The sequence below is a fragment of the Arcticibacter pallidicorallinus genome, from assembly GCF_003002875.1.
Lineage (GTDB): Bacteria > Bacteroidota > Bacteroidia > Sphingobacteriales > Sphingobacteriaceae > Arcticibacter > Arcticibacter pallidicorallinus.
Genome location: NZ_PVTH01000006.1, coordinates 47,450 through 68,591 on the forward strand (window position 1 = coordinate 47,450; position 21,142 = coordinate 68,591).

The window sequence follows — 21,142 nt, forward strand, 5'->3', positions numbered from 1 at the left end:
GATTATTTGCCTGTATAATACTTCATCGCTTCAGGTAAGCGCTTTTGAATATCGTTGATACGCGTGGCGTCGCTAGGGTGCGTACTCAGGAATTCCGGAGTTGCCCCGTTGTTCTGCTTAGCCGAAGCCATGCGTTGCCAGAAAGATACTGCGTTGCTTGGGTTATATCCGGCCATCGCCATAAATATAAGTCCCAAACGATCGGCTTCCGACTCCTGACTTCTGCCGTATTTTAGAAGCGCCAGCTGACCGCCCAGACCATAAAGTTGCGAAATACCTTCAGAACCAGTTGCTGCACCTACAACTCCTCCCAGAGCCTGAGCACCCAAGGTTTGAGAATAACGCTCCTCAGAGTGTCTGGCTATAGCATGCGCAATTTCATGCCCCATAACGGTTGCTAAACCTGCCTCGGTTTGAGTTACTGGTAAAATTCCGGTGTAAACCGCTACCTTACCACCCGGCATGCACCAGGCATTAATATCATTGCTCTTTACCAGGTTGAACTCCCAGGTAAAATTATATTGGTTCGCGTACCCGTTCTCACGCAGATATCGGTCGATTGCAGCGGCAATCTTACTACCTACCTGTTTTACACGCTGTGCATCCGCACCTGACGTCACGACTACATTTTTCGGATCCTTAAGAAACTCACGATAGGCTTGCACCGATTGTGTCTGAATTTCCTGTGAATTCGCCAGATTTAGTTGTCTTCTTCCGGTCAATGGAACAGTAGAGCATGCCGCTAATACGGCTATAAGTATAAAAGTAAATGGGGTTTTTATTCTTTTCATAACCTTGTGTGTGATTTCTCAATGCAACAAAAAAACTATACGGCGGTTTTCTTTTTGAACATATTTATCTTGGATTCCTTCCCTTTTAGCAGTCTTTCGATGTTTTTCTGATGTGTTATCAGAATCAGCACGCAGATGCACATTCCATACAAAACGATAGACCGGAGCGGCGAATGAAAAATAAATATAATGCTTAACGGAAACGAGAATCCCGCAATGATCGAGCTCAGGGACACATACCTGGTTAGCATCAGCACGGTTAAAAACACCGAAACACAGACTACAGAAGCCTGAAAATGTACTGCTAACACCATCCCAAACAAGGTAGCGATTCCCTTACCGCCTCTGAATCCGGCAAAAATAGGAAACAAGTGTCCCATCACTGCTGTGATACCGAGGGCGAGCTGATAATTTACAAATTGCACCGAGTTATGAGGTCCTGTAATGGAAAGCCCTATGAAGTAAGCCAGATTCGTGGCGGTGAATCCTTTTAAAATGTCCAGAACCATCACCGTAATGCCGGCCTTAGTTCCCAGTACCCTAAACGTATTTGTGGCGCCTGCATTTCCGCTTCCGTACTCACGAACGTCGATCCCGTAAAAAGCTTGTCCGATCCAGACCGCACTGGGAACCGATCCAAAAAGATAAGCAGCGAAAATAGCTGCAATAGAATATATGGATATCATTCAGTATGCAATAATACTAATTATCAAGAATTAATTGGCTCTATTGTTTTAGTTCGACAGCTAACTAATAGCTTTCAAACTCATATCCAAACTCTTAACAGAATGAGTAAGTGCACCCATTGAAATAAAATCGACGCCGCATGCTGCATAATGTGCTATTTCCTCTTCCACAATACCGCCCGAAGCTTCCGTAGCGTACTTACCACCGATCATTTTGACAGCCTTCTTGAGATCGTCATATTTAAAATTATCTAGAAGAATTCTGTCTGCCCCTCCCGCTTCCATCACTTCTTCCAGCTCCACTAGATTTCTTACTTCAATTTCGACCTCTAGTGACAACGAGTTTTTCTTTAAATACTCACGGGTGGCCGTTAAAGCATTCTTTATGCCACCTGCGTAGTCAACATGATTATCCTTAATCAGGATCATGTCGTACAACCCAAAGCGATGATTCACTCCTCCTCCAATTTCAACAGCCTTTTTTTCCAAAAATCTCAAATTAGGAGTCGTCTTTCTGGTGTCAAGTACGCGCGTACCGGTACCTTCCAGTCTTGACACGATCCTCGAGGTTGTAGAGGCTATACCACTCATTCTCTGCATGGTATTTAAAACCAGGCGCTCTGCGGTAAGAATAGAATACACATTTCCCTTTACCGTGAGGGCGATATCCCCATAAGAGACTTTTGCCCCGTCTTCGATATGAACCGTAACTGCTAATTTTGGATCAACACGCTGAAAGATTGCCAGCGCCACTTCAACCCCGGCCAAAACCCCCTCCTCTTTAATTATTAAGCGGGCTGCTCCCTGCTTTTCTCCCGGAATTGTAGCGAGCGATGTATGGTCGCCCGATCCAATATCTTCTAAAAGGGCGTTTGTGATGAATTGGTCAAGTAAATCTTCGTATTCTTTCATAAAGTCCGCTAAATTAACAAATACATTAAAATTATCGTTTTGTTATCCTACAAAACATAATAATATGATTCAGCTCACTTTGCATACTAATTATTCAAGCCTATATTTGTTCTGTGGAAAATAAAAAAGTAGCACTTATAATTCTTGATGGTTGGGGCTATGGCAAGGCTGATGCTTCCAACGCGATCATAGCAGCAAAAACACCCTTCTTCGATCACCTTATAGAAACGTATCCAAATTCTAAGCTCGAAGCTTCAGGCGTCGCTGTTGGTTTACCCGCAGGGCAAATGGGGAATTCAGAAGTTGGACACATGAACCTCGGCGCAGGTCGCGTGGTGTATCAGGAACTTGGAAGAATTCATAAAGCCGTTGACGATCTGGAGTTCAACACGAACCCGGTTATTCAGGACGCTTTTAAATACGCTATCGCGGAAAATAAGAATGTACATCTGATCGGACTTGTATCTGACGGTGGTGTTCATTCACATATTAAACATATTAAAGGATTATGCGATGCCGCAAAGGCCGCTGCAGTCCCGGGTGTATTCCTGCACGCCTTCACTGACGGACGTGACACAGACCCTAACGGAGGAAGAGCATATATTAAGGACCTGCTTGATTACACAGCAGATTCACAGGTACAGATCGCTTCTCTTATCGGCCGGTACTACGCAATGGATCGCGACAACAGATGGGAACGTGTGAAGCAAGCTTATGATCTTCTTGTTCACGGAACCGGCTCACATACGCAGGATCTAATTGCTTCCCTGGAGGAGTCTTATGCAGAAGGCATTACAGACGAGTTTATCAAACCCACAATTAAGGTTGATGAGTTCGGTGCGCCTATTACCCGCATCAAAGAGGGCGATGTCGTCATATGCTTCAACTTCAGAACAGACAGAGGCCGTGAAATCACTGTAGCGCTGACTCAAAAAGCATTCCCTGATTATGACATGGTACCTCTAAATCTTCGGTATGTTACCATGACCACTTACGATGATACATTCAAAGGTGTTCAAACGATATTCACAAAGGACGACCTTTCGGAAACTTTAGGTGAGGTGCTGGAGAATAATAACAAAACTCAGGTAAGAATTGCCGAGACGGAAAAATATCCACACGTGACATTTTTCTTCTCCGGAGGTAAAGAAACACCCTTCGTTGGTGAAAAACGCTTATTAGTTCCTTCGCCGAAAGTGGCAACTTATGACCTGCAACCAGAGATGAGTGCTCTGGGCATCAGAGACGCCATTTGCGAAGAAATCCCCGAAGGAAAGCCAGACTTCATATGCCTCAACTTCGCGAATCCGGATATGGTAGGCCATACAGGTGTCTTCTCGGCAGTAGTTAAGGCTGTTGAAACGGTTGATAGCTGTCTCAAAGACGTCGTAGAGTGTGGTTTGAAGAATGGATACTCATTCATCATTATCGCAGACCATGGTAACGCTGATTACATGGTCAACGAAGACGGATCTGTTAACACTGCTCATACCACGAACCTGGTTCCTTGCATTCTTATCGATAAAGATTGCACGAAAGTGGCTGATGGAAAACTGGGAGATATTGCGCCTACCGTCCTGCGTCTTCTGGGGGTCCCTATTCCTGAAAAAATGACTGGTAATGTCCTTATATAGACAAGTTTTTACAACATTCATTCTTCTGTACGCGACATCGTGTACAGGAGATAAAAAAGCTCCGGATAATCAGAATACTTTTTTTGATATCGGGGGCTTTTTTACTACTGAGGCAGAACGTTTGAACCGCAAGGATCAGGGCGTGTTAAAGCAGGTAGATCACAATGGAAAGATTGAGGAGCAAGAAGTCAAAATTACCGACTGGAAAAAGGAGCTGGACCTATTCATTTCCTCCGATATCAACAAGCCGTCCTGGAAAAACAGTTATGCCGTAAAAAAAGAAAAAAACGTAACGAGCTACACCGCACTTGATACCAGCCTCAAGGTGAGAAAGATTAGCATAGAGCGATCCGGAAGAAAGATTTCCGCCATTGAAATCAACAGCCGGGTCAATAACGAAATCTATACGTCTTCCGAGACGCTCAAGTACTACCCAGACTCCCTCTACTCTATTAAAAAGGAACAGGACGTCAGAGGACTCGGAAACAATACCTACAAAATAAACGGCAAAATAAAACCCTGAACTCGTCTGAGCCCAGGGTTTTATTTTTTAGAAGAATATCTTGATGTGGATTTATCTGTCTAAATTAGCCATATAAACCTTCGCCTTCTTCATCTCATCTGTTATATCCTTTCTACCAGGATTCGCATCCAATACCTTCTGAAGATCCCCGATACATGATTTGAAAGAGTTGGAAGCCGCAGCTTTATCATAGAACTTAGGAATCTTCTGTCCCTTTAAAATACCATAATCACGATAAGCAATCGCACGGTTCTGATATAACTTCTGATCCTCAGCATTGAGCTCGATGGCTTTGCTGTAATCTCTTATAGAGGCCAAAAGAAGCTTTTCTTTTTCAGTAGCGGATAATGTGGAATTCATTTGCGTTCCCAGCACGTTTCTTGCCTTACCGCGGTAATAGTATGCTGAAACGTTATTCGGCTTAAGACCAACCACCTGGCCAAAAGTGCTTATTGCTTTGCTGTAGTTACCAGAGTGGTAATATGAGTATCCTAACATATAAAGCACGTCAGGATTGGAACCTTCGGCCGGGATAGCCTTTTCGAGATGAACAACTGCCTGCTTAAAATCACCGTCCATGAGGGCCTTCTGTCCTTGTTTAACATTGTTATTCTTAATTTCCTGACTCTGTTGTGCACTTGCTACTGAGCCTAATAAAAACACAAAAGAAAAAACTGATGCAATTAATTTCATTTTAAAAAACTTAAGTTCTGATCGTCTTATAACGAATGAGGTGTAATATTATTTCTATTTTTACTATTTACAAAATATAAATACTCAAAGTCATCGAGTATATATATGTCCATTAAAAGCGTAATCCGCAAAAATTTGTTTTAAAAAAGATCTCCCGTGTATGATTTCTGATAGTTAAATACTTTTGGCATACGGCTTGTACCTATAGTATCTTATTTAAAAATACCAGTTCAATTAATAATTCACTGTCAGAATGACGTTAAAAAGGGATATAAATGAATAACCTCCTTGATTTTAATCACTCATTACCTATTATAAATGAAGATACCGAGTTCTTTCCGCTTATGTCTCAGGAAGATGAGGAGGAAATGAACAATGAAGATACTCCGGAAATGCTGTCAATATTGCCGTTAAGGAACACAGTGTTATTTCCGGGGGTCGTTATTCCTATAACTGTTGGAAGGGACAAATCCATCAAACTCATTAAGGATGCTTACAAAGGAGACCGTACGATCGGAGTGGTATCACAGAGAGATGTTGCGGTTGAGGATCCAACGTTTGACCAACTGAACAAGGTGGGTACCGTTGCTTTGATTATCAAAATGCTTCAGATGCCTGACGGCAGCACCACGGTCATCATCCAGGGCAAACAACGTTTCAAGCTGAATGAAGAAGTTCAGGTGGAACCGTATATGAAGGCTACGATTGTCAAGTTTGAAGAAATTCGCCCGAAATCAGACAAGCAGTTCAAAGCTATGGTCGGCTCCATCAAAGATCTGGCCATGCAGATCATCCAGCTTTCTCCGCACCTTCCAAGCGAAGCGGGCATCGCCATAAAGAATATCGAAAGTCCTTCTTTCCTGATCAACTTCATATCGTCGAATATGAATGCGGACGTTACTGTCAAGCAAAAAATGCTTGAAGTCGCCAATCTGCACGAAAGAGCTACATTGGTTCTGGAACACCTCACCGTTGACCTTCAGATGCTGGAGCTCAAAAACCAGATACAGTCGAAAGTCCGTACCGATTTGGACAAACAACAGAGAGACTATTTTCTTAACCAGCAGCTAAAAACCATTCAGGAAGAACTGGGTGGCAACAGTCCCGATCTTGAACTCGAAAATCTGCGCGAGCGCGCTGCAAAAAAGAAGTGGCCCGCCGATATCGGTCAGCATTTCGGCAAGGAACTGGAAAAGCTGGGGAGAATGAACCCCGCTGCTGCGGATTATTCCGTCCAGGTAAACTATCTGGAACTCATACTCGACCTTCCCTGGAACGAATTTTCAAAAGATAACTTTGACCTCAAACGGGCCGAGAAAATCCTCGATAAGGATCATTACGGCCTGGAGAAAGTAAAGCGACGGATCATCGAGTATCTGGCGGTGCTGAAGCTGAAGCAAAACATGAAGGCTCCCATCCTATGCCTGGCCGGCCCTCCTGGAGTCGGAAAGACGTCATTGGGTAAATCTATTGCCCGTGCACTGGGAAGAAAATATGTTCGTATTGCGCTTGGAGGTGTTCATGACGAAGCTGAAATCAGGGGTCACAGAAAAACTTATATCGGCGCAATGCCTGGCCGAATTATCCAGTCGCTTAAGAAGGCAGGAACATCCAATCCGGTTTTTGTGCTTGACGAAATAGACAAGGTCGGTAACGACTTCCGGGGTGACCCTTCTTCTGCACTCCTTGAAGTGCTGGATCCTGAGCAGAATAACGCTTTCTATGATCATTATGTAGAACTTGACTATGATCTGTCGAACGTCATGTTTATTGCAACAGCAAACTCGCTAAGCTCTATTCATCCCGCCTTACTTGACCGTATGGAAATCATAGAGGTGAACGGCTATACGATCGAAGAGAAAATTGAGATCGCCAAACAACACCTTTTGCAGAAGCAGATCGATCAGCACGGATTGAACAAGAAGGATGTAACCCTTAAACCGGCCGTTATCGAGAAGATCATTGAAGACTATACCCGGGAGTCCGGCGTTCGTGGTTTGGAAAAGAAAATTGGCTCACTGGTAAGGGGTATCGCGACAAAGATCGCTATGGAAACAGAGTATACCTCTGCCCTTAATAAGAATGATGTCGAAACTATTCTTGGCCCACCTATTTTTGATAAGGATCTATATGAAGGCAATGACGTTGCTGGAGTGGTGACCGGACTTGCATGGACACAGGTTGGTGGTGACATTTTATTCATTGAAGCGAGCCTGAGCCCAGGCAAGGGCAAGATGTCGCTGACAGGGAATCTTGGCGATGTAATGAAGGAGTCGGCTACCATAGCCATGGCCTATTTGCGGGCACATGCTGGCAAGTTCGGCATCGACAATCGCTTGTTTGATCTATGGGATATTCACATTCACGTTCCTGCAGGTGCGACTCCAAAAGACGGCCCTTCAGCGGGCATCACGATGCTTACTGCACTTACGTCAGCTTTTACTCAACGCCAGGTAAAACAGCATTTGGCGATGACTGGTGAAATCACTCTTAGAGGTAAGGTACTTCCCGTAGGTGGTATAAAAGAAAAGATCCTTGCTGCAAAGCGTGCAAATATTAAGGACATCATCCTTTCGAAGTCCAATGAGAAAGACATCCGGGAGATCAAAGAAAGCTATATTAAAGATCTGAGGTTTCATTACGTTACAGAAATGAAACAGGTAATTGACCTTGCTCTTTCAGAAGACAGAGTTAAAGATCCAATCGATCTTACTATAAAAGAAGCGTAGGAATTCATACCTCGCGGAAAAAGGGGCTGCATCATCAAAGAGATGATCAGCCCCTTTTTTGTTGAAGAAAGTTCTAAATCTGCATTAATCATAGCAGATGCCCGAGCTTAACGCTCTTTTATATGAAGGGGCATTCAAGGGGATATAAAGCCGGGATGAGTCCGACTTTTCGTTATTAAAGTCGGACTCATCCCGGCAGAAAGTAAGCCTAATATCGCCCGCATATAAAGGTCGCCTTAAGAGATCTTAAGAAAGTCCCCTATCATTATCATCAATATGGCCATGGTCCTTTCATTTAAACATCCCTTCAGTAAGAATATAAAACAGGCCGGTGCTACTTACCAGAAATATTCAAGTAAGGCTGGGCTGACCCTGAATTTATTTACATATTTGCCTTTTATCCAATATGACCAGACTCAATCAAATAGCCGTGGCGCTCATGCTGCTCATGGCATCGTCGATTTCAGCACAGACAAATAACTACAAGAACAGCTTCGGTTTTCGTACAGAAAACGATGCCTATCTCGGATTTGGTTCAGACAGATACTATACAAACGGACTCTTTATAAACTACAGTCGCGCGATACGACAAACCGATACAAGCGGGAAGTTTATCAAACGTACCTGGGAAGCGGAACTAGGACAATCTATTTATAACGCGCAGACCGGAGCCGTACCCGACATCAGCTATGTTGACCGACCCTTTGCCGGTTTCCTATATGGTTCTGCAAAAATGAACTGGTTCACCAGAGAAGGAGAACATCTTAGTGCAGGTATAAATATTGGCAGCATCGGCCCAACTTCGCTTGCGCAGGATGCGCAGGAACTACTGCATGATGTAGTAGGATTCTATGAAATCAACGGCTGGCAATATCAGGTAAAAAATGAGTTGGGTGTTAACGCCCTGTTTGAATACAAACGTCCGCTGGCGCGTACAGGAGCGACTACCGACTTCAGCCTGAGTACCCAGGCTTCGCTCGGTACAACCTTCACTGGCGCCGCGGCCGGAATCCTGTTCAGAGCCGGTGATATCAACGAACTTTTTCAGTCTGTTAGTTCAGGCAGCCGAATCTCTAACCAACAAGGATCGGTAGTTCCCCACAAGGAGTTCTTCTTTTATACCCAACCGACACTTCAAGTGGTGGTTTACGACGCAACCATTCAGGGCGGACTCTTCCGGGATGATAAAGGACCCGTTACATATAAGCCTAACAGATTGGTCTACAGTCAGGAAGTGGGTGTCAAATATGCACAGGCCCGCTGGATGCTGAGCTTTGCAGCGATTTTCAAAACCAAGGAGCTCCGGTCACAGGTAAAGTCGCACCAGTATGGCTCCGCAAGTCTTCATTACAGTTTCGGCAAATAGCGGGATGATTTCTCTGGCAGTTATGTTAGAATCGTTGAATTATTTTAGCTGTTTCCCTTTAAATAATAACTTTGCATAGATGACAAATAACATTGTAATTGCCATAGACGGTTATTCCTCCTGTGGTAAAAGCACCCTCGCAAAAGCCCTGGCCAAAAAGCTACACTATATATATATTGATACAGGGGCGATGTATCGGGCGGTTACCCTTTATTTTCAGCGCAACCGTATCGACCTGAATAATGAAGAGCAGATCAAGGAAGCGTTGAAAAATATCCATCTTAACTTCCACTCAAGAGACTATCAGACGCATATCACATTGAATAATGAGGAGGTGTCTGAAGAAATCAGAAGAATGGACGTATCACAACTGGTAAGCGAAGTCAGTACGATCAAGTCTGTACGTAAGGAGCTGGTAAAACAGCAGCAACGTATGGGAAGATCAAAGAACGTAGTGATGGATGGGCGGGATATCGGAACGATTGTCTTTCCTGATGCGGCGGTGAAAATCTTCATGACTGCTGACCCGAAGATCAGAGCAGAACGCAGGTACAAGGAACTTTTGGCTAAGGGAGAGAGTACCTCTATGGAAGAGGTCTTTGAAAATATCGCTCATAGAGATTACATTGACACGACCAGAAAAGAGAGTCCGCTGGTTAGAGCGCATGACGCGATTATTTTAGACAATACCGAGCTCAATGAGCAAGAACAACTTCAGTTCGTTCTTGACCGGGTGAATACGCACAACGTCTGAGTAAATTATAACATACAGGAAATGCTTGATTAAGCCTTCGCGAAGGTTCAATCAAGCATTTCTTTTTAGAAGCAAACGGCTCTATTTCGACCTGTCTTTGAGATTCGTCTCACCTGCATCGTCATGCTGTTGCTCCTCACTGGGTTGTTCCCAACCCAGACGGTGCTCACGATCTGAAGTCTTAAACGCGTCATCTTCATTTTTTTTGGTGATCTTCTGATCATCATTATTGCCCGAAGGCTTGTTTTCTCTTATCGGATTTTCTTTATTTTGGTTTTCCATATTCTATAGATATTACGTTCTAGAACTAACAGTTTAGAAAGACCATTGTTTCAGCCTGAGTCCTGCTTAGAAAATACCTAAAAATCAGTAAAATAAATTTTAAATATCAAAATACCTTGCCTACCTTTGCGATTCCGATTTAAATCGGGAAAAGGAGATAAATTAATTAATGGCCAAAAAACAAGAAGCAGAAAAGGAGCTACAAGCTAAATCAGCGGAACTCCATGACAACGAAACCAACACGGTTAAAGAAAACATTGAATCAGAAGCTGATTCTTTGTCAATTGAAGACATTAAGTCTAAAACCCTAATTACGCCAGCCGGCGATTTTGACTGGGATGCAGATGAAAAAGGATTTGGTAACTACAGCGATGAAGAGCGTGCCAAACTTGAACAACTGTATGCCGGAACATTTAATTCGATCAGCAAAGGTGAGATCATCTCAGGTATTGTTGTATCGATTAACAACAAAGACGTAGTATTGAACATCGGATTTAAGTCTGATGGTATGGTTTCACTATCTGAATTCCGCGATACTCCGGATTTGAAAGTTGGCGATTCAGTTGACGTATTTGTAGAATCACAGGAAGACGCTAATGGTCAATTGGTTCTTTCACGTAAACGTGCTAAGACTCAGCGGTCATGGGAGCTCATCAACGAAGCTTTGGAAAATGACACGATCATTAACGGTTTCGTTAAAAGCCGTACTAAAGGTGGTCTTATCGTGGATATCATGGGAGTTGAAGCATTCCTTCCAGGATCTCAGATCGACATCAAGCCGATCCGCGATTACGATATCTATGTAGGTAAAACTATGGAGTTCAAGGTTGTGAAAATTAATCACGAGTTTAAAAACGTGGTTGTATCTCACAAAGTTCTTATTGAGGACGATCTTGAGAACCAAAAAACAGAGATCGTTGCTAAACTTGAAAAAGGTCAGGTTCTTGAAGGAACTGTTAAAAACATCACTGATTTCGGTGTGTTTATCGACCTTGGTGGCGTTGACGGACTATTGCACATTACAGATATTTCATGGGGTCGTATCGAGCATCCGAAGGAAGTATTGGCACTTGATCAGAAGATCAACGTGGTTGTACTTGACTTTGATGATGAGAAAAAACGTATCGCCCTTGGTTTAAAACAACTTACTTCTCACCCATGGGCTTCTCTTGATACTACAATCGAGATCGGTTCTAAGGTTAAAGGTAAAATTGTTACTGTTGCTGATTACGGCGCTTTCCTTGAAATCACTCCAGGTGTAGAAGGACTGATCCACGTATCAGAAATGTCATGGTCTCAGAACTTGCGTAATCCTCAGGAATTCCTGAAGGTTGGTGATGAGATCGAAGCTCAGGTATTAACATTAGATCGCGACGAGCGTAAGATGAGCCTGGGTATTAAACAATTGACTCCAGATCCTTGGCAGAACATCGCTGAGAGATATCCAATCGGAAGCAAGCACACAGCTGTTGTTAAGAACATGACTAACTTCGGTGTATTTGTTGAGATCGAAGAAGGTATCGACGGACTAATCCACATTTCAGATCTTTCATGGTCTAAGAAGGTTAACCACCCGAACGAATTTACTAAGGTAGGTGAAGTTCTTAACGTGGTTGTTCTTGAACTTGATGAGGATAACCGTAAACTGAGCCTGGGTCACAAGCAATTAGAAGAAAATCCTTGGGATACTTTTGAAACAATCTTCACTATGGATTCAATCCACGAAGGAACTGTTTTGAAGGTTACTGAAAAAGGAGCTATCGTTGCTTTACCTTACGGAGTAGAAGGTTTCTCTCCAAGCAAGCATTCTATCAAAGAAGATGGAAAAGCGCTTAAGGCTGAAGAAACTGCAGAATTTAAAATCATTGAATTCAGCAAGGATGCTAAACGTATCGTAGTTTCTCATTCACGTATCTGGGAAGATGCACGTTCTGACGCTAGATCTGCTGAGGTTTCTCAGAAGAAAAATGATCAGAAAGCTACTTCAAGTGCAGTGAAGAAGGTTAAAGATTCAGTTGAAAAATCTACATTAGGAGATCTTAGTGTATTGGCTCAATTGAAGCAACAGATGGAAGGTGCTGAAAGTCAGGCACGCCAGTCTAAGCCTTCAGACGAAGAAGCTGAATAATAACAGTCATTCTAATAAAAAAGCCCTGCCGTAAATACGGCGGGGCTTTTTTTATGAGTATAGTTTATTTTTTTTATTTTTGCCCAAATCAAAACATGCAAAATCTAACTCTGCTTGACGGCCAAAAGTTCCAGATTACGATTAAGCGGCTGTGTCATCAGCTGATTGAAAATCATGACGACTTTTCAGATTCGGTGATTCTTGGGATTCAGCCCAGGGGTATTTATCTGGCGAACAGGATTGCTTACGAATTGCAGCAGATCTTACCACAGGCAAATATTCTGAACGGCAACCTGGATATCACATTTTTCCGGGATGACTTCCGCAGACGAGAAGCTCCGCTCCTGCCTAATGCCACCAGCATTGATTTTATTATTGAAGGAAAGAAGGTTATTCTGGTAGATGACGTACTCTGGACGGGGCGTACCATACGCTCGGCTATGGATGCCATGCTGGCATTTGGCCGGCCTAAAAAGGTGGAACTCCTGGTACTGGTTGATAGACGGTTTTCGCGTGATCTGCCTATAGAACCGGATTATATCGGAATACGGGTAGACTCAATAAACTCCCAACGTGTGATTGTTTCATGGAAAGAGACAGATCAGGAAGACACGATCATCCTCCTGTCTGATAAAGACTAATGATTTTTTAAGGTTAAATTCAGATAAAAACACACCATATCCATGGCAGATAATTATAAGGGCTTAAGTACAAAACATCTTCTTGGCATCAAAGATCTGAACGAGCGCGATATCCAGCTGATCTTTGAAACCGCTGATACCTTTAAAGATGTTTTAAACAGGCCTATAAAAAAGGTGCCCTCACTCAGGGATGTCACTATAGCCAATGTTTTTTTTGAAAACTCCACTCGTACGCGACTTTCTTTTGAGCTCGCACAGAAAAGACTATCTGCCGATACCATCAACTTTGCGGCATCATCATCTTCGGTAAGCAAAGGTGAGACACTTATTGACACCGTAAATAACATCCTGGCGATGAAGGTCGATATGATCGTCATGCGTCACCCCTACCCTGGAGCAGGCATCTTTTTGAGTAAAAAGGTGAACGCTCAGATCGTAAACGCCGGGGATGGTGCACATGAGCACCCTACCCAGGCCCTGCTGGATGCTTTCTCCATTCGCGAGAAGTTTGGTGATGTTGCAGGCAAGAAAGTTGCCATTATTGGTGATATTCTTCATTCCCGTGTTGCCTTGTCTAATATTCTATGCCTGCAGATGCTTGGCGCTGAGGTGATGGTTTGTGGACCGACGACACTGATTCCGAAATACATAAAAAGTCTGGGCGTAAAGGTTGAATTTGACTTGATGAAGGCCCTGAACTGGTGTGACGTAGCCAATATGCTTCGTATACAAATGGAGAGGCAGGACATCAAATATTTCCCTTCATTAAGGGAATACTCCATGATGTATGGGGTCAATAAGCAGATCCTGGATTCTCTGGACAAAGAAATCGTAATTATGCACCCGGGACCGATCAACAGGGGTGTCGAAATAACGAGTGATGTTGCTGATAGCAAACAGTCTATTATACTCGATCAGGTAGAAAACGGCGTAGCTATTCGCATGGCAGTATTATACCTCCTGGCAGGACAAAAGCCTTAGGATGACCCGGTTATTATAGATCACCCATTTCGGGGAAAATACTTTTCGTAAATATATACTACTATTCGCTGCTTAAACGTTAATTTTGGCAGATTTCCACATTTGTTAACATCTATTGTGTGCAAAGTGGTTTATAACTTGTTATTTAGCGATTTTAAAATTTGATATGCTTAGAAAATATATACTTGCTACGTCATTTGTATGCTTTTTTCATTTAGCAGAAGCCCAGCAATCAGAATGGTTCAACATTAACCAGGCTTACAAAAGTGGATTAGAGCTTTTCGAGAAAAAGAAATATGTGGCTGCAAGTGAACAGTTCAGCCGCGTGGAGCAATCCCGCCTTTCTCCTTCTTCACAGGCTCTTCCTGAAAATGAGCAAATTTCGCTTCTAAAAGAAAACGCCCAGTTCTATCAGGCTGTTTGTGCTCTTGAACTTGGGAACGATAATGCTGAAAGTCTGTTTTTAAACTTTATCAAAGAGAATCCAGCCAGCGCCAATACGAAGTCGGCATACTTCCAGATCGGAAAGTCATACTTCGACCGTAAGAACTACGAAAAGGCAGTGGAATGGTTCAGCAAGACAGAAGCCGGAAACCTGGCTGGCAGAGAGGCTGATGAGTATCGCTTTAAGCTTGGTTATTCCTACTTTGTTGCTAAAAATTATAATGGTGCAGAGCCCCTGTTTGCAGAGCTGAAAGACGGCAAGAGCGAATACGCTGAATCGTCTATTTATTACTTCGCATATCTGAATTACCTGAGTGCGGATTATCAAACAGCTTTGACCGAGTTTGAGCGTCTGAAGAATTCTACACGCTATCAGGCAAGCTATCCTTATTATATATCGGCGTTGTATTTCCTTGACAAGCGTTATGACGATGTCCTCGCTTATACTATTCCTGCTATCGAGACAATCGATCAGCAATATAAAGCAGAGATGTACCGGATTGTGGCAGCGACCTATTTCGCGAAGTCAGACTTCAAGTCTTCACTGAGCTATTATTTAAAATTCCAGGATCTGGACAAAGGAAAGACACAGAACAACCAAGATAACTACCAGCTTGGCTATATCTATGTTCAGCAAAAGGAATATCAAAAAGCGATCACTGAACTGGAAAAAATGAGCACTCCGGACATTCATTATCAAAATGGTATGATTGTTCTGGGTAATGCGCTGATTAAAACAAACAACAAGCAAAGTGCGCGTAACGCTTTCTTTAGAGCGTCGCGTCTGGACTTTGATCCAAACCTGAAAGAAGAAGGGTTGCTGAATTATGCAAAGCTTTCACAGGAGCTGGAATTCCATACTGTAGCATTGGATGCCGTTCAGGAATTCATAAAGACATATCCGCGTTCTCCGCGGATTAATGAGGCGAAAACTCTGCTTGGGGAGGTCCTTCTTTCTACCAGGAATTTTAAAGAAGCGGTAAATATTCTTGAAACGATTCAGAACAAGAATGAAGAGTCTCAGATGGTCTATCAACGGGTGACCTATTTCCGGGGACTGGAGTTTTATAACGAGCGTGCTTTTGAGAACAGTATTTCGATGTTCATGCGTTCTCAGAACAACCCTATCGATCCTGAGATCACTGCACTGGCGACCTACTGGCTCGCAGAGGCGATGTTTGAAGTTCGTAAGTATGGAGAGTCTGTCGCTCAGTTTGAAAAATTCCTGGCGATGTCGGCTGCAAGGAAAACTGACGTCTATAACTACGCGAACTATGCATTGGGCTACTCAGCTTTCCAGAATGAGAGCTATAGCAAGGCTTCGAATTACTTTCAGCGCTTCCTGAGTGGAAACGACAAAGATCAGAACACGATAGTGGACGCTACCCTGAGACTTGCGGATTCTTACTTTGTGATGAAAAGCTATGATGCGGCGATGGCACAGTACAACAAAATCATCGCCTGGAACAGTCCAGGTGAAGACTATGCACTATTTCAGAAAGGGATGATTCAGGGACTGCAGGGTCAGAACGACGTGAAAATAGCTACTCATGAGTCGCTGCTTCGTAAATTCCCGAATTCGAATTACTCTGATGATGCCGGATTCGAGATCGCCTATACCTACTTCGTAAAGGGTGATAACGAGAAATCCAAAACTGATCTTCTGTCACTGATTGAAAAATATCCGCGAAGCAGCTATGTACCCAGAGCATTGGTTACAATCGGCCTGGTTCAGTATAACAATGATGAGAACGACGCGGCTCTGACCACCTTCCAACGAGTTGTGCAGGACTATTCAACAACGGATGAGGCGAAACTTGCTTTGGAATCCATTAAAAACATCTATTTGGATAAGGCTGACGCGAATGGTTTCCTTGCTTACGCAAACACAACGAGCATCGGTAATCTGTCGACGTCCGAACAAGATAACATCACCTTCCAGGCTGCTAACAACCTTTTTTTAAAGGGAGATTCTCAGGGTGCCTTCGATGCGATCAATGCATACTTCGACAAGTTTCCAAAGCCGATCTATGAAAAACATGCGAAGTTTATCCGTGCGGAAAGTCTTGTTAAACTAGGGCGTCCGGATGAGGCTATTCCAGACTATACGTTCATTTTGAATGATTGGACCAGTGATTACACGGAGCGCGCGCTGATCAGCATATCGAAGCTCTATCTTAACCAGAAGAAATACAACGAAGCTGTTGTTTACTTGAAGAAGCTGGAAACCACATCAGAATATAAAGCGAACTACAGCTTCGCGGTGAACAACCTCATGCAGGCGTACAGTAGCATGAACATGCCTGATGATGTCCTTAAATATGTGAAGCTCGTCAGGTTATTTGACCGTTCATCCGAAGATGACAAAAACAGAGCTGGCTTATACGGCGGAAAAGCTTATCTGATGAAAGGCGATACAACCACAGCGGTGAAGGAGCTGTCTGCAGTAGCTGCTCAAACCACCACAGCTATCGGCGCTGAAGCTCTTTACACTGTCGCTAACGTTCAATACCTGAAAAAGGATTATAAGACATCACAAAAAAACATCCTTGATCTGGTAAAGAGAATGGAGTCTCAGGACTACTGGGTCGCCAAAGCGTATATATTACTGGCAGACAATTACGTTGCTCTTAAAGACAACTTCCAGGCAAAAGCGACTTTACAAAGCGTACTGGACAATTATGAAGGTAAAGATGACGTACTTCCAACAGCGAAGTCGAAGCTTGAACAACTGAATACTAAGAACAAATAGGCTAGAATGAAACTGAATCATATTCCATATACTACAGCGATCTGCGCACTCTTGATCTCATCGGTTTCTTATGCACAAACACCAGAGGATCCGAAGAAAGCTGAACCAGCAAGAAGCTCATTAACAGAAGAGATTGTTGTTGAACGACCTTATAAACCTGTTTTGGCGGATGCCGCAAAGATTAGAAGAAGTCCGGACCTGAACAGCAACAGCGTTTACAGACGTCCGCTAACCTACTCCATATTTGATAAAAAACTGGAAATCAACACGGATATAAGGCAATTGCAGGCACAGGAGGTCGTTCAGGGAGACCGTCCGCCATTTAAAAACAATTATGCCAAGTTTGGACTGGGCAACTTCAGTACGGGTTTAGCAGAGCTTTATCTGAATACAGGAAGTGATGAGGCGCTTCAAGCGGGCTTCTTTTTGAAACATCTCAATCAGAAAGGCGATTATGAAGGGCAGAAATTTACCCGTCAGAGCGCCGGAATATTTGGCAAAAGTATCCAGGAAAAGGTATCCTTATTCGGAGAACTGGGATTTGATAAATTCGGTACTTCTTTCTACGGCATTGATCCGCTTACAGAACAGCAGTTCAGCGCTGATCCGGAAAAACAGCGGTATAACACATTCACGCTGAGAGGTGAAATGCTAAAGAACTATCGCGAGGAAGATGAGGTCGATTACGCACTGAAAGCTGATGCTTATTTCTTATCAGACAAGTTTAATGCGAAAGAGAACGCCTTTGTGTTGAGCGGATTTGTCAATAAAGTTTGGGATAAGTTTAACGTTGGCGTAAACACCTCTCTTGATTTCACCCAGACCAAAGATTCTGTATCTCTGGGTAACCATATTTTCAGAGCTAACCCGTATATCAAGCTACAAGGAGCTAATTTCAAGCTGACGCTGGGTGCAAACCTGGTACAGGAGTTCGGCAGCAATTCCGGCTTCAACCTCTACCCTGCTATCACGGCGGAAATGCCTATCGTTCCGGAGTTCGCAACCATCTTTGCAGGATTTACGGGTGATGTCAACAAGTCTACACTCAGAGACTTTTCTATTGAAAACCCTTATTTAAACCGAAACATTAACATTCTTAATGTGAACGAAAGCGCTAATTTCTACGGTGGTATAAAAGGAAATGCGGGCTCAGGATTTGGCTATAAAGCTACCCTATCGTATAAGAAGCTTGAGAACATGCCGTTGTTCATCAATAATCCGGTTAACCCTGAGCGTTTTGACGTAATTTATGATGACGCAAATGTTACGGGACTTGAGGGAGAAATCAATGTGAAGGTTTCTGAAGCGTTTAGCTGGCTGGGACGCGTATCCATCAATAACTATAATATGGATGTGCAGGAAAAGGCCTGGTTCAAACCAGATTTCAAATTGTTCACCAATGCGCGTGTAAAAATCACTAAAGAGCTTACGCTTGATGGAGAGTTGGTATTCAATGATGCTACATCGGCATTCTTATCTACTCCTACCCCAAGTATTGTAAAGGTTAAGAGTTATGCTGACGTTAGTGCCGGTGCGGAATATCTCTACCAGGAGAAAGTGGGTATCTTCTTGCGAGTTAACAACATCATTGGTAACAAATATCAAAGGTTTTTATACTATCCTCAACTGGGCATGAATGTGCTTGGAGGCATCAACTATTCATTCTGATATCTTTGCTTGATTGACTTTTTAGTTTAATTTTACGGGAATGAATATTTCGCTATATATATCGGAATTGCTAAGAGATTATGATGAGGTATGTCTTTCCGATATAGGCACATTCTATAAGGAACGTACTCCTGCGTCTTTTAACGAAGCTTCAGGCGTGTTTAACGCGCCTTTCGATAGGGTGCGCTTTAGACCAAAGGCAGATGGTGATGATGTTCTTGTTAATTACATCAGTGAGGTAAAAAAGATTTCAGTTGCTTCCTCGAGGTATTTCATCAATAAATTTACAAACAGTATACAACAGAGTCTAACGTCTGACAATCAGGTGGAGTTACAACCCATTGGTGTTCTTAAGAAAGGGCCATCAGGGCTTCAACTTATTGGCAACCATGAATCTCCCGCATATTTCGGATTACAGGCTATTCAAGATCCAAGCTATTCATCGCGTGTGAGGCCAATGAATGTCGCAGTCGTAAATGAAGCGGTAAACACCGGGATAGAAAATGAGTCTTCCGGCTCTGCGAGCGGCGGAAAAATAGCGACGATCGTTCTCATCGTTCTCCTCATTACGGCCGGTATCTTATACATATTCAACCCTTCCCTTTTCAATTTATCTGCGGATAAGCCAATCACGGAAAGGAATAAAGCAAAAGTCGATTCCCCGGCAGCAAAAACTACTTCAGAACCAGCTGTTGTTCAAACCGCTAAGGATAGCGCTGCACCTTCGATTTCGGCCGTTGCTCAGGATACGGTCAAGAAAATAGCCCCCGCGGTTTCTTCTGAATCCCCCGTTCTTGCACCATCTTTTGAGGTGATTGGTGCATCGTTCGCTCTGCCCTCGGAAGCGGATACTTATGTCAATTTGATGAAAAGTCGTGGCATTAAAGCCAAGGTGATAGAAGACAAGAGAAAACCAAAATATAAAATCAGTCTGGGCTCATTCACTACTTATGAAGCAGCCAACGTTGAGAAACGGCGCGTGCAAAGTACATTTAATAAAGAAGCCTGGATCTTAACCTTAAACGATAAAGCTAAAAAATAACACACATGTTTTTATTACAAATCGACTCCTTTAACACCATTACACCGGATACCGTTGCTACTGCTGCGACTCAGACTGCCCAGGAAATGCAGGACATTAGTTTCTTCGACTTGCTATTGAAAGGCGGTTGGGTGATGCTTCCGTTGGCGCTTTTATTCTTTCTGGCACTAGTTATTTTTATTGAAAGATACATCACCATCAGAAAAGCTTCAAGAAATGAAGCTAATCTCATGTCGCAAGTAAAGCAAAGCGTACTGACAGGACATCTTGATTCTGCGATTGCATTGTGCAGAAATAGTAACTCTCCTCTGGGCCGTATGTTGCAAAAAGGACTTCTTCGTATCGGTCGTCCAATCAAAGACATTGAGGGAGCAATTGAAAACCTGGGTAAGCTGGAAGTTTCCAAGCTGGAGAAAAACATCAGTATCCTCGGTATTGTAGCGGGTATCGCCCCCATGCTTGGATTCGTAGGAACGATCTTAGGTGTAATCAAGATTTTTTACAATATCTCGTTACAGGATAACATTAGCATTGGTGCCATATCTGGTGGTCTGTATGAGAAGATGATCACATCAGCAACAGGTCTTGCCATTGGTATCCTGGCCTATGTGGGTTATCATATCCTGAACATCATGGTTGACAGAGTAATATTAAGAATGGAGACAGACGCTATCGAATTTGTAGATCTGTTAGACGAACCGGGGAGATAAACAGGCATGAATTTAAGAAAAAGAAATAGGCCCGCCGCTGAAGTGAACACTTCGGCGATGAACGACATCATGTTCTTTTTGATGCTGTTCTTCCTGATCGCTTCTACAGTAACCAATCCGAATGTCATCAAGCTTTTGCTTCCAAAATCAGACACCGGACAATCTGTATCGAAGAAAACCGTTACCATTTCAGTAACTAAGGACCTCGAATACTTTTTAGACAAACAGCAGGTACCTGTTACCGAACTTGAAGCAAGACTTCAGGGTTTGAAACAACAAACTGATGAGTTGACGATTGTATTGTATGTGGACCGCACCGTAGCCATCCAGGACGTTGTTCAGATCATGGATATCGCTAACAGAATGGCTATCAAACTTGTTTTAGCAACAGAACCAAAGTAAAGGT

At 43.2% G+C, this 21,142-nt stretch carries 18 protein-coding genes; 13 read left to right on the forward strand and 5 right to left on the reverse strand.

Annotation, left to right across the window (positions count from 1 at the left end; all coding sequences use genetic code 11):
* Positions 1 to 2: 2 nt before the first annotated feature.
* From B0I27_RS11095 to nadC, 3 genes are read right to left on the reverse strand one after another with little or no spacing between them, the layout of a single operon-like run.
* Complete coding sequence (locus B0I27_RS11095; protein WP_106293326.1) at positions 3 to 791, reverse strand: M48 family metallopeptidase; 789 nt, start codon at positions 789 to 791, stop codon at positions 3 to 5.
* Positions 792 to 826: 35 nt separating this feature from the next.
* Positions 827 to 1,477 (reverse strand): glycerol-3-phosphate 1-O-acyltransferase PlsY, encoded by a 651-nt coding sequence (gene plsY / locus B0I27_RS11100; RefSeq protein WP_106293327.1) that lies wholly within the window; start codon positions 1,475 to 1,477, stop codon positions 827 to 829.
* A gap of 60 nt (positions 1,478 to 1,537) precedes the next feature.
* Positions 1,538 to 2,389: a carboxylating nicotinate-nucleotide diphosphorylase gene (nadC, locus tag B0I27_RS11105; protein WP_106293328.1), complete on the reverse strand. Its 852-nt coding sequence runs from the start codon at positions 2,387 to 2,389 to the stop codon at positions 1,538 to 1,540.
* Positions 2,390 to 2,502: 113 nt separating this feature from the next.
* Between nadC and gpmI the strand changes: the two genes are divergently transcribed.
* Together gpmI and B0I27_RS11115 are read left to right on the forward strand one after the other, a co-directional pair.
* Positions 2,503 to 4,023, forward strand: a complete 1,521-nt coding sequence (gpmI, locus tag B0I27_RS11110) for a 2,3-bisphosphoglycerate-independent phosphoglycerate mutase (protein ID WP_106293329.1) — start codon at positions 2,503 to 2,505, stop codon at positions 4,021 to 4,023.
* Positions 4,010 to 4,546: a hypothetical protein gene (locus tag B0I27_RS11115; protein WP_106293330.1), complete on the forward strand. Its 537-nt coding sequence runs from the start codon at positions 4,010 to 4,012 to the stop codon at positions 4,544 to 4,546. Before gpmI ends, B0I27_RS11115 begins: the two co-directional genes overlap by 14 nt.
* A 51-nt stretch (positions 4,547 to 4,597) precedes the next feature.
* On the opposite strand, the gene B0I27_RS11120 is transcribed toward B0I27_RS11115, so the two are convergent.
* Positions 4,598 to 5,239 carry a tetratricopeptide repeat protein gene (locus B0I27_RS11120; protein ID WP_106293331.1) on the reverse strand — a complete coding sequence of 214 codons (642 nt, stop codon included), beginning with the start codon at positions 5,237 to 5,239 and terminating at the stop codon, positions 4,598 to 4,600.
* Between the two features lie 275 nt (positions 5,240 to 5,514).
* On the opposite strand from B0I27_RS11120, the gene lon reads away from it, so the two are divergent.
* From lon to cmk, 3 genes are all read left to right on the forward strand, one after another.
* Positions 5,515 to 7,968, forward strand: a complete 2,454-nt coding sequence (gene lon, locus B0I27_RS11125) for an endopeptidase La (protein WP_106293332.1) — start codon at positions 5,515 to 5,517, stop codon at positions 7,966 to 7,968.
* Positions 7,969 to 8,374: 406 nt separating this feature from the next.
* Complete coding sequence (locus B0I27_RS11130) at positions 8,375 to 9,334, forward strand: lipid A deacylase LpxR family protein (RefSeq protein ID WP_106293333.1); 960 nt, start codon at positions 8,375 to 8,377, stop codon at positions 9,332 to 9,334.
* 79 nt (positions 9,335 to 9,413) lie between these two features.
* Positions 9,414 to 10,088, forward strand: coding sequence for a (d)CMP kinase (gene cmk, locus B0I27_RS11135; protein WP_106293334.1), 675 nt, complete (start codon positions 9,414 to 9,416; stop codon positions 10,086 to 10,088).
* Positions 10,089 to 10,169: 81 nt separating this feature from the next.
* Here the strand turns inward: cmk and B0I27_RS11140 are convergent, their stop codons facing one another.
* Positions 10,170 to 10,370: a hypothetical protein gene (locus B0I27_RS11140; protein ID WP_106293335.1), complete on the reverse strand. Its 201-nt coding sequence runs from the start codon at positions 10,368 to 10,370 to the stop codon at positions 10,170 to 10,172.
* A 169-nt stretch (positions 10,371 to 10,539) separates the two neighbouring features.
* Between B0I27_RS11140 and rpsA the strand changes: the two genes are divergently transcribed.
* The 8 genes from rpsA (at position 10,540) to B0I27_RS11180 (ending at position 21,138) form a co-directional block, all read left to right on the forward strand.
* Positions 10,540 to 12,498 (forward strand): 30S ribosomal protein S1, encoded by a 1,959-nt coding sequence (rpsA, locus tag B0I27_RS11145; protein ID WP_106293336.1) that lies wholly within the window; start codon positions 10,540 to 10,542, stop codon positions 12,496 to 12,498.
* A gap of 95 nt (positions 12,499 to 12,593) precedes the next feature.
* On the forward strand, positions 12,594 to 13,139 hold the full coding sequence (gene pyrR / locus B0I27_RS11150; protein WP_106293337.1) for a bifunctional pyr operon transcriptional regulator/uracil phosphoribosyltransferase PyrR: 546 nt from the start codon (positions 12,594 to 12,596) through the stop codon (positions 13,137 to 13,139).
* Positions 13,140 to 13,181: 42 nt separating this feature from the next.
* Positions 13,182 to 14,120, forward strand: coding sequence for an aspartate carbamoyltransferase catalytic subunit (locus B0I27_RS11155; protein WP_106293338.1), 939 nt, complete (start codon positions 13,182 to 13,184; stop codon positions 14,118 to 14,120).
* A gap of 166 nt (positions 14,121 to 14,286) precedes the next feature.
* Positions 14,287 to 17,316 (forward strand): tetratricopeptide repeat protein, encoded by a 3,030-nt coding sequence (locus tag B0I27_RS11160; protein ID WP_106293339.1) that lies wholly within the window; start codon positions 14,287 to 14,289, stop codon positions 17,314 to 17,316.
* Positions 17,317 to 17,322: 6 nt separating this feature from the next.
* A complete protein-coding gene (locus tag B0I27_RS11165; RefSeq protein WP_106293340.1) occupies positions 17,323 to 18,984 on the forward strand; it encodes a TonB-dependent receptor in 1,662 nt (553 codons plus the stop codon).
* A 40-nt stretch (positions 18,985 to 19,024) separates the two neighbouring features.
* Complete coding sequence (locus B0I27_RS11170) at positions 19,025 to 20,026, forward strand: SPOR domain-containing protein (RefSeq protein ID WP_106293341.1); 1,002 nt, start codon at positions 19,025 to 19,027, stop codon at positions 20,024 to 20,026.
* Between the two features lie 5 nt (positions 20,027 to 20,031).
* A complete protein-coding gene (locus B0I27_RS11175; RefSeq protein WP_106293342.1) occupies positions 20,032 to 20,736 on the forward strand; it encodes a MotA/TolQ/ExbB proton channel family protein in 705 nt (234 codons plus the stop codon).
* Positions 20,737 to 20,742: 6 nt separating this feature from the next.
* Positions 20,743 to 21,138, forward strand: a complete 396-nt coding sequence (locus tag B0I27_RS11180; protein ID WP_106293343.1) for an ExbD/TolR family protein — start codon at positions 20,743 to 20,745, stop codon at positions 21,136 to 21,138.
* Positions 21,139 to 21,142 lie beyond the last annotated feature (4 nt).

Bases quoted from the DNA above. Each gene is read 5' to 3' on its own strand.
- B0I27_RS11095 (WP_106293326.1), bottom strand. From the start codon at position 791: ATGAAAAGAATAAAAACCCCATTTACTTTTATACTTATAGCCGTATTA.
- plsY (WP_106293327.1), bottom strand. From the start codon at position 1,477: ATGATATCCATATATTCTATTGCAGCTATTTTCGCTGCTTATCTTTTT.
- nadC (WP_106293328.1), bottom strand. From the start codon at position 2,389: ATGAAAGAATACGAAGATTTACTTGACCAATTCATCACAAACGCCCTT.
- B0I27_RS11115 (WP_106293330.1), top strand. From the start codon at position 4,010: ATGTCCTTATATAGACAAGTTTTTACAACATTCATTCTTCTGTACGCG.
- B0I27_RS11120 (WP_106293331.1), bottom strand. From the start codon at position 5,239: ATGAAATTAATTGCATCAGTTTTTTCTTTTGTGTTTTTATTAGGCTCA.
- lon (WP_106293332.1), top strand. From the start codon at position 5,515: ATGAATAACCTCCTTGATTTTAATCACTCATTACCTATTATAAATGAA.
- B0I27_RS11130 (WP_106293333.1), top strand. From the start codon at position 8,375: ATGACCAGACTCAATCAAATAGCCGTGGCGCTCATGCTGCTCATGGCA.
- cmk (WP_106293334.1), top strand. From the start codon at position 9,414: ATGACAAATAACATTGTAATTGCCATAGACGGTTATTCCTCCTGTGGT.
- B0I27_RS11140 (WP_106293335.1), bottom strand. From the start codon at position 10,370: ATGGAAAACCAAAATAAAGAAAATCCGATAAGAGAAAACAAGCCTTCG.
- rpsA (WP_106293336.1), top strand. From the start codon at position 10,540: ATGGCCAAAAAACAAGAAGCAGAAAAGGAGCTACAAGCTAAATCAGCG.
- pyrR (WP_106293337.1), top strand. From the start codon at position 12,594: ATGCAAAATCTAACTCTGCTTGACGGCCAAAAGTTCCAGATTACGATT.
- B0I27_RS11155 (WP_106293338.1), top strand. From the start codon at position 13,182: ATGGCAGATAATTATAAGGGCTTAAGTACAAAACATCTTCTTGGCATC.
- B0I27_RS11160 (WP_106293339.1), top strand. From the start codon at position 14,287: ATGCTTAGAAAATATATACTTGCTACGTCATTTGTATGCTTTTTTCAT.
- B0I27_RS11165 (WP_106293340.1), top strand. From the start codon at position 17,323: ATGAAACTGAATCATATTCCATATACTACAGCGATCTGCGCACTCTTG.
- B0I27_RS11170 (WP_106293341.1), top strand. From the start codon at position 19,025: ATGAATATTTCGCTATATATATCGGAATTGCTAAGAGATTATGATGAG.
- B0I27_RS11175 (WP_106293342.1), top strand. From the start codon at position 20,032: ATGTTTTTATTACAAATCGACTCCTTTAACACCATTACACCGGATACC.
- B0I27_RS11180 (WP_106293343.1), top strand. From the start codon at position 20,743: ATGAATTTAAGAAAAAGAAATAGGCCCGCCGCTGAAGTGAACACTTCG.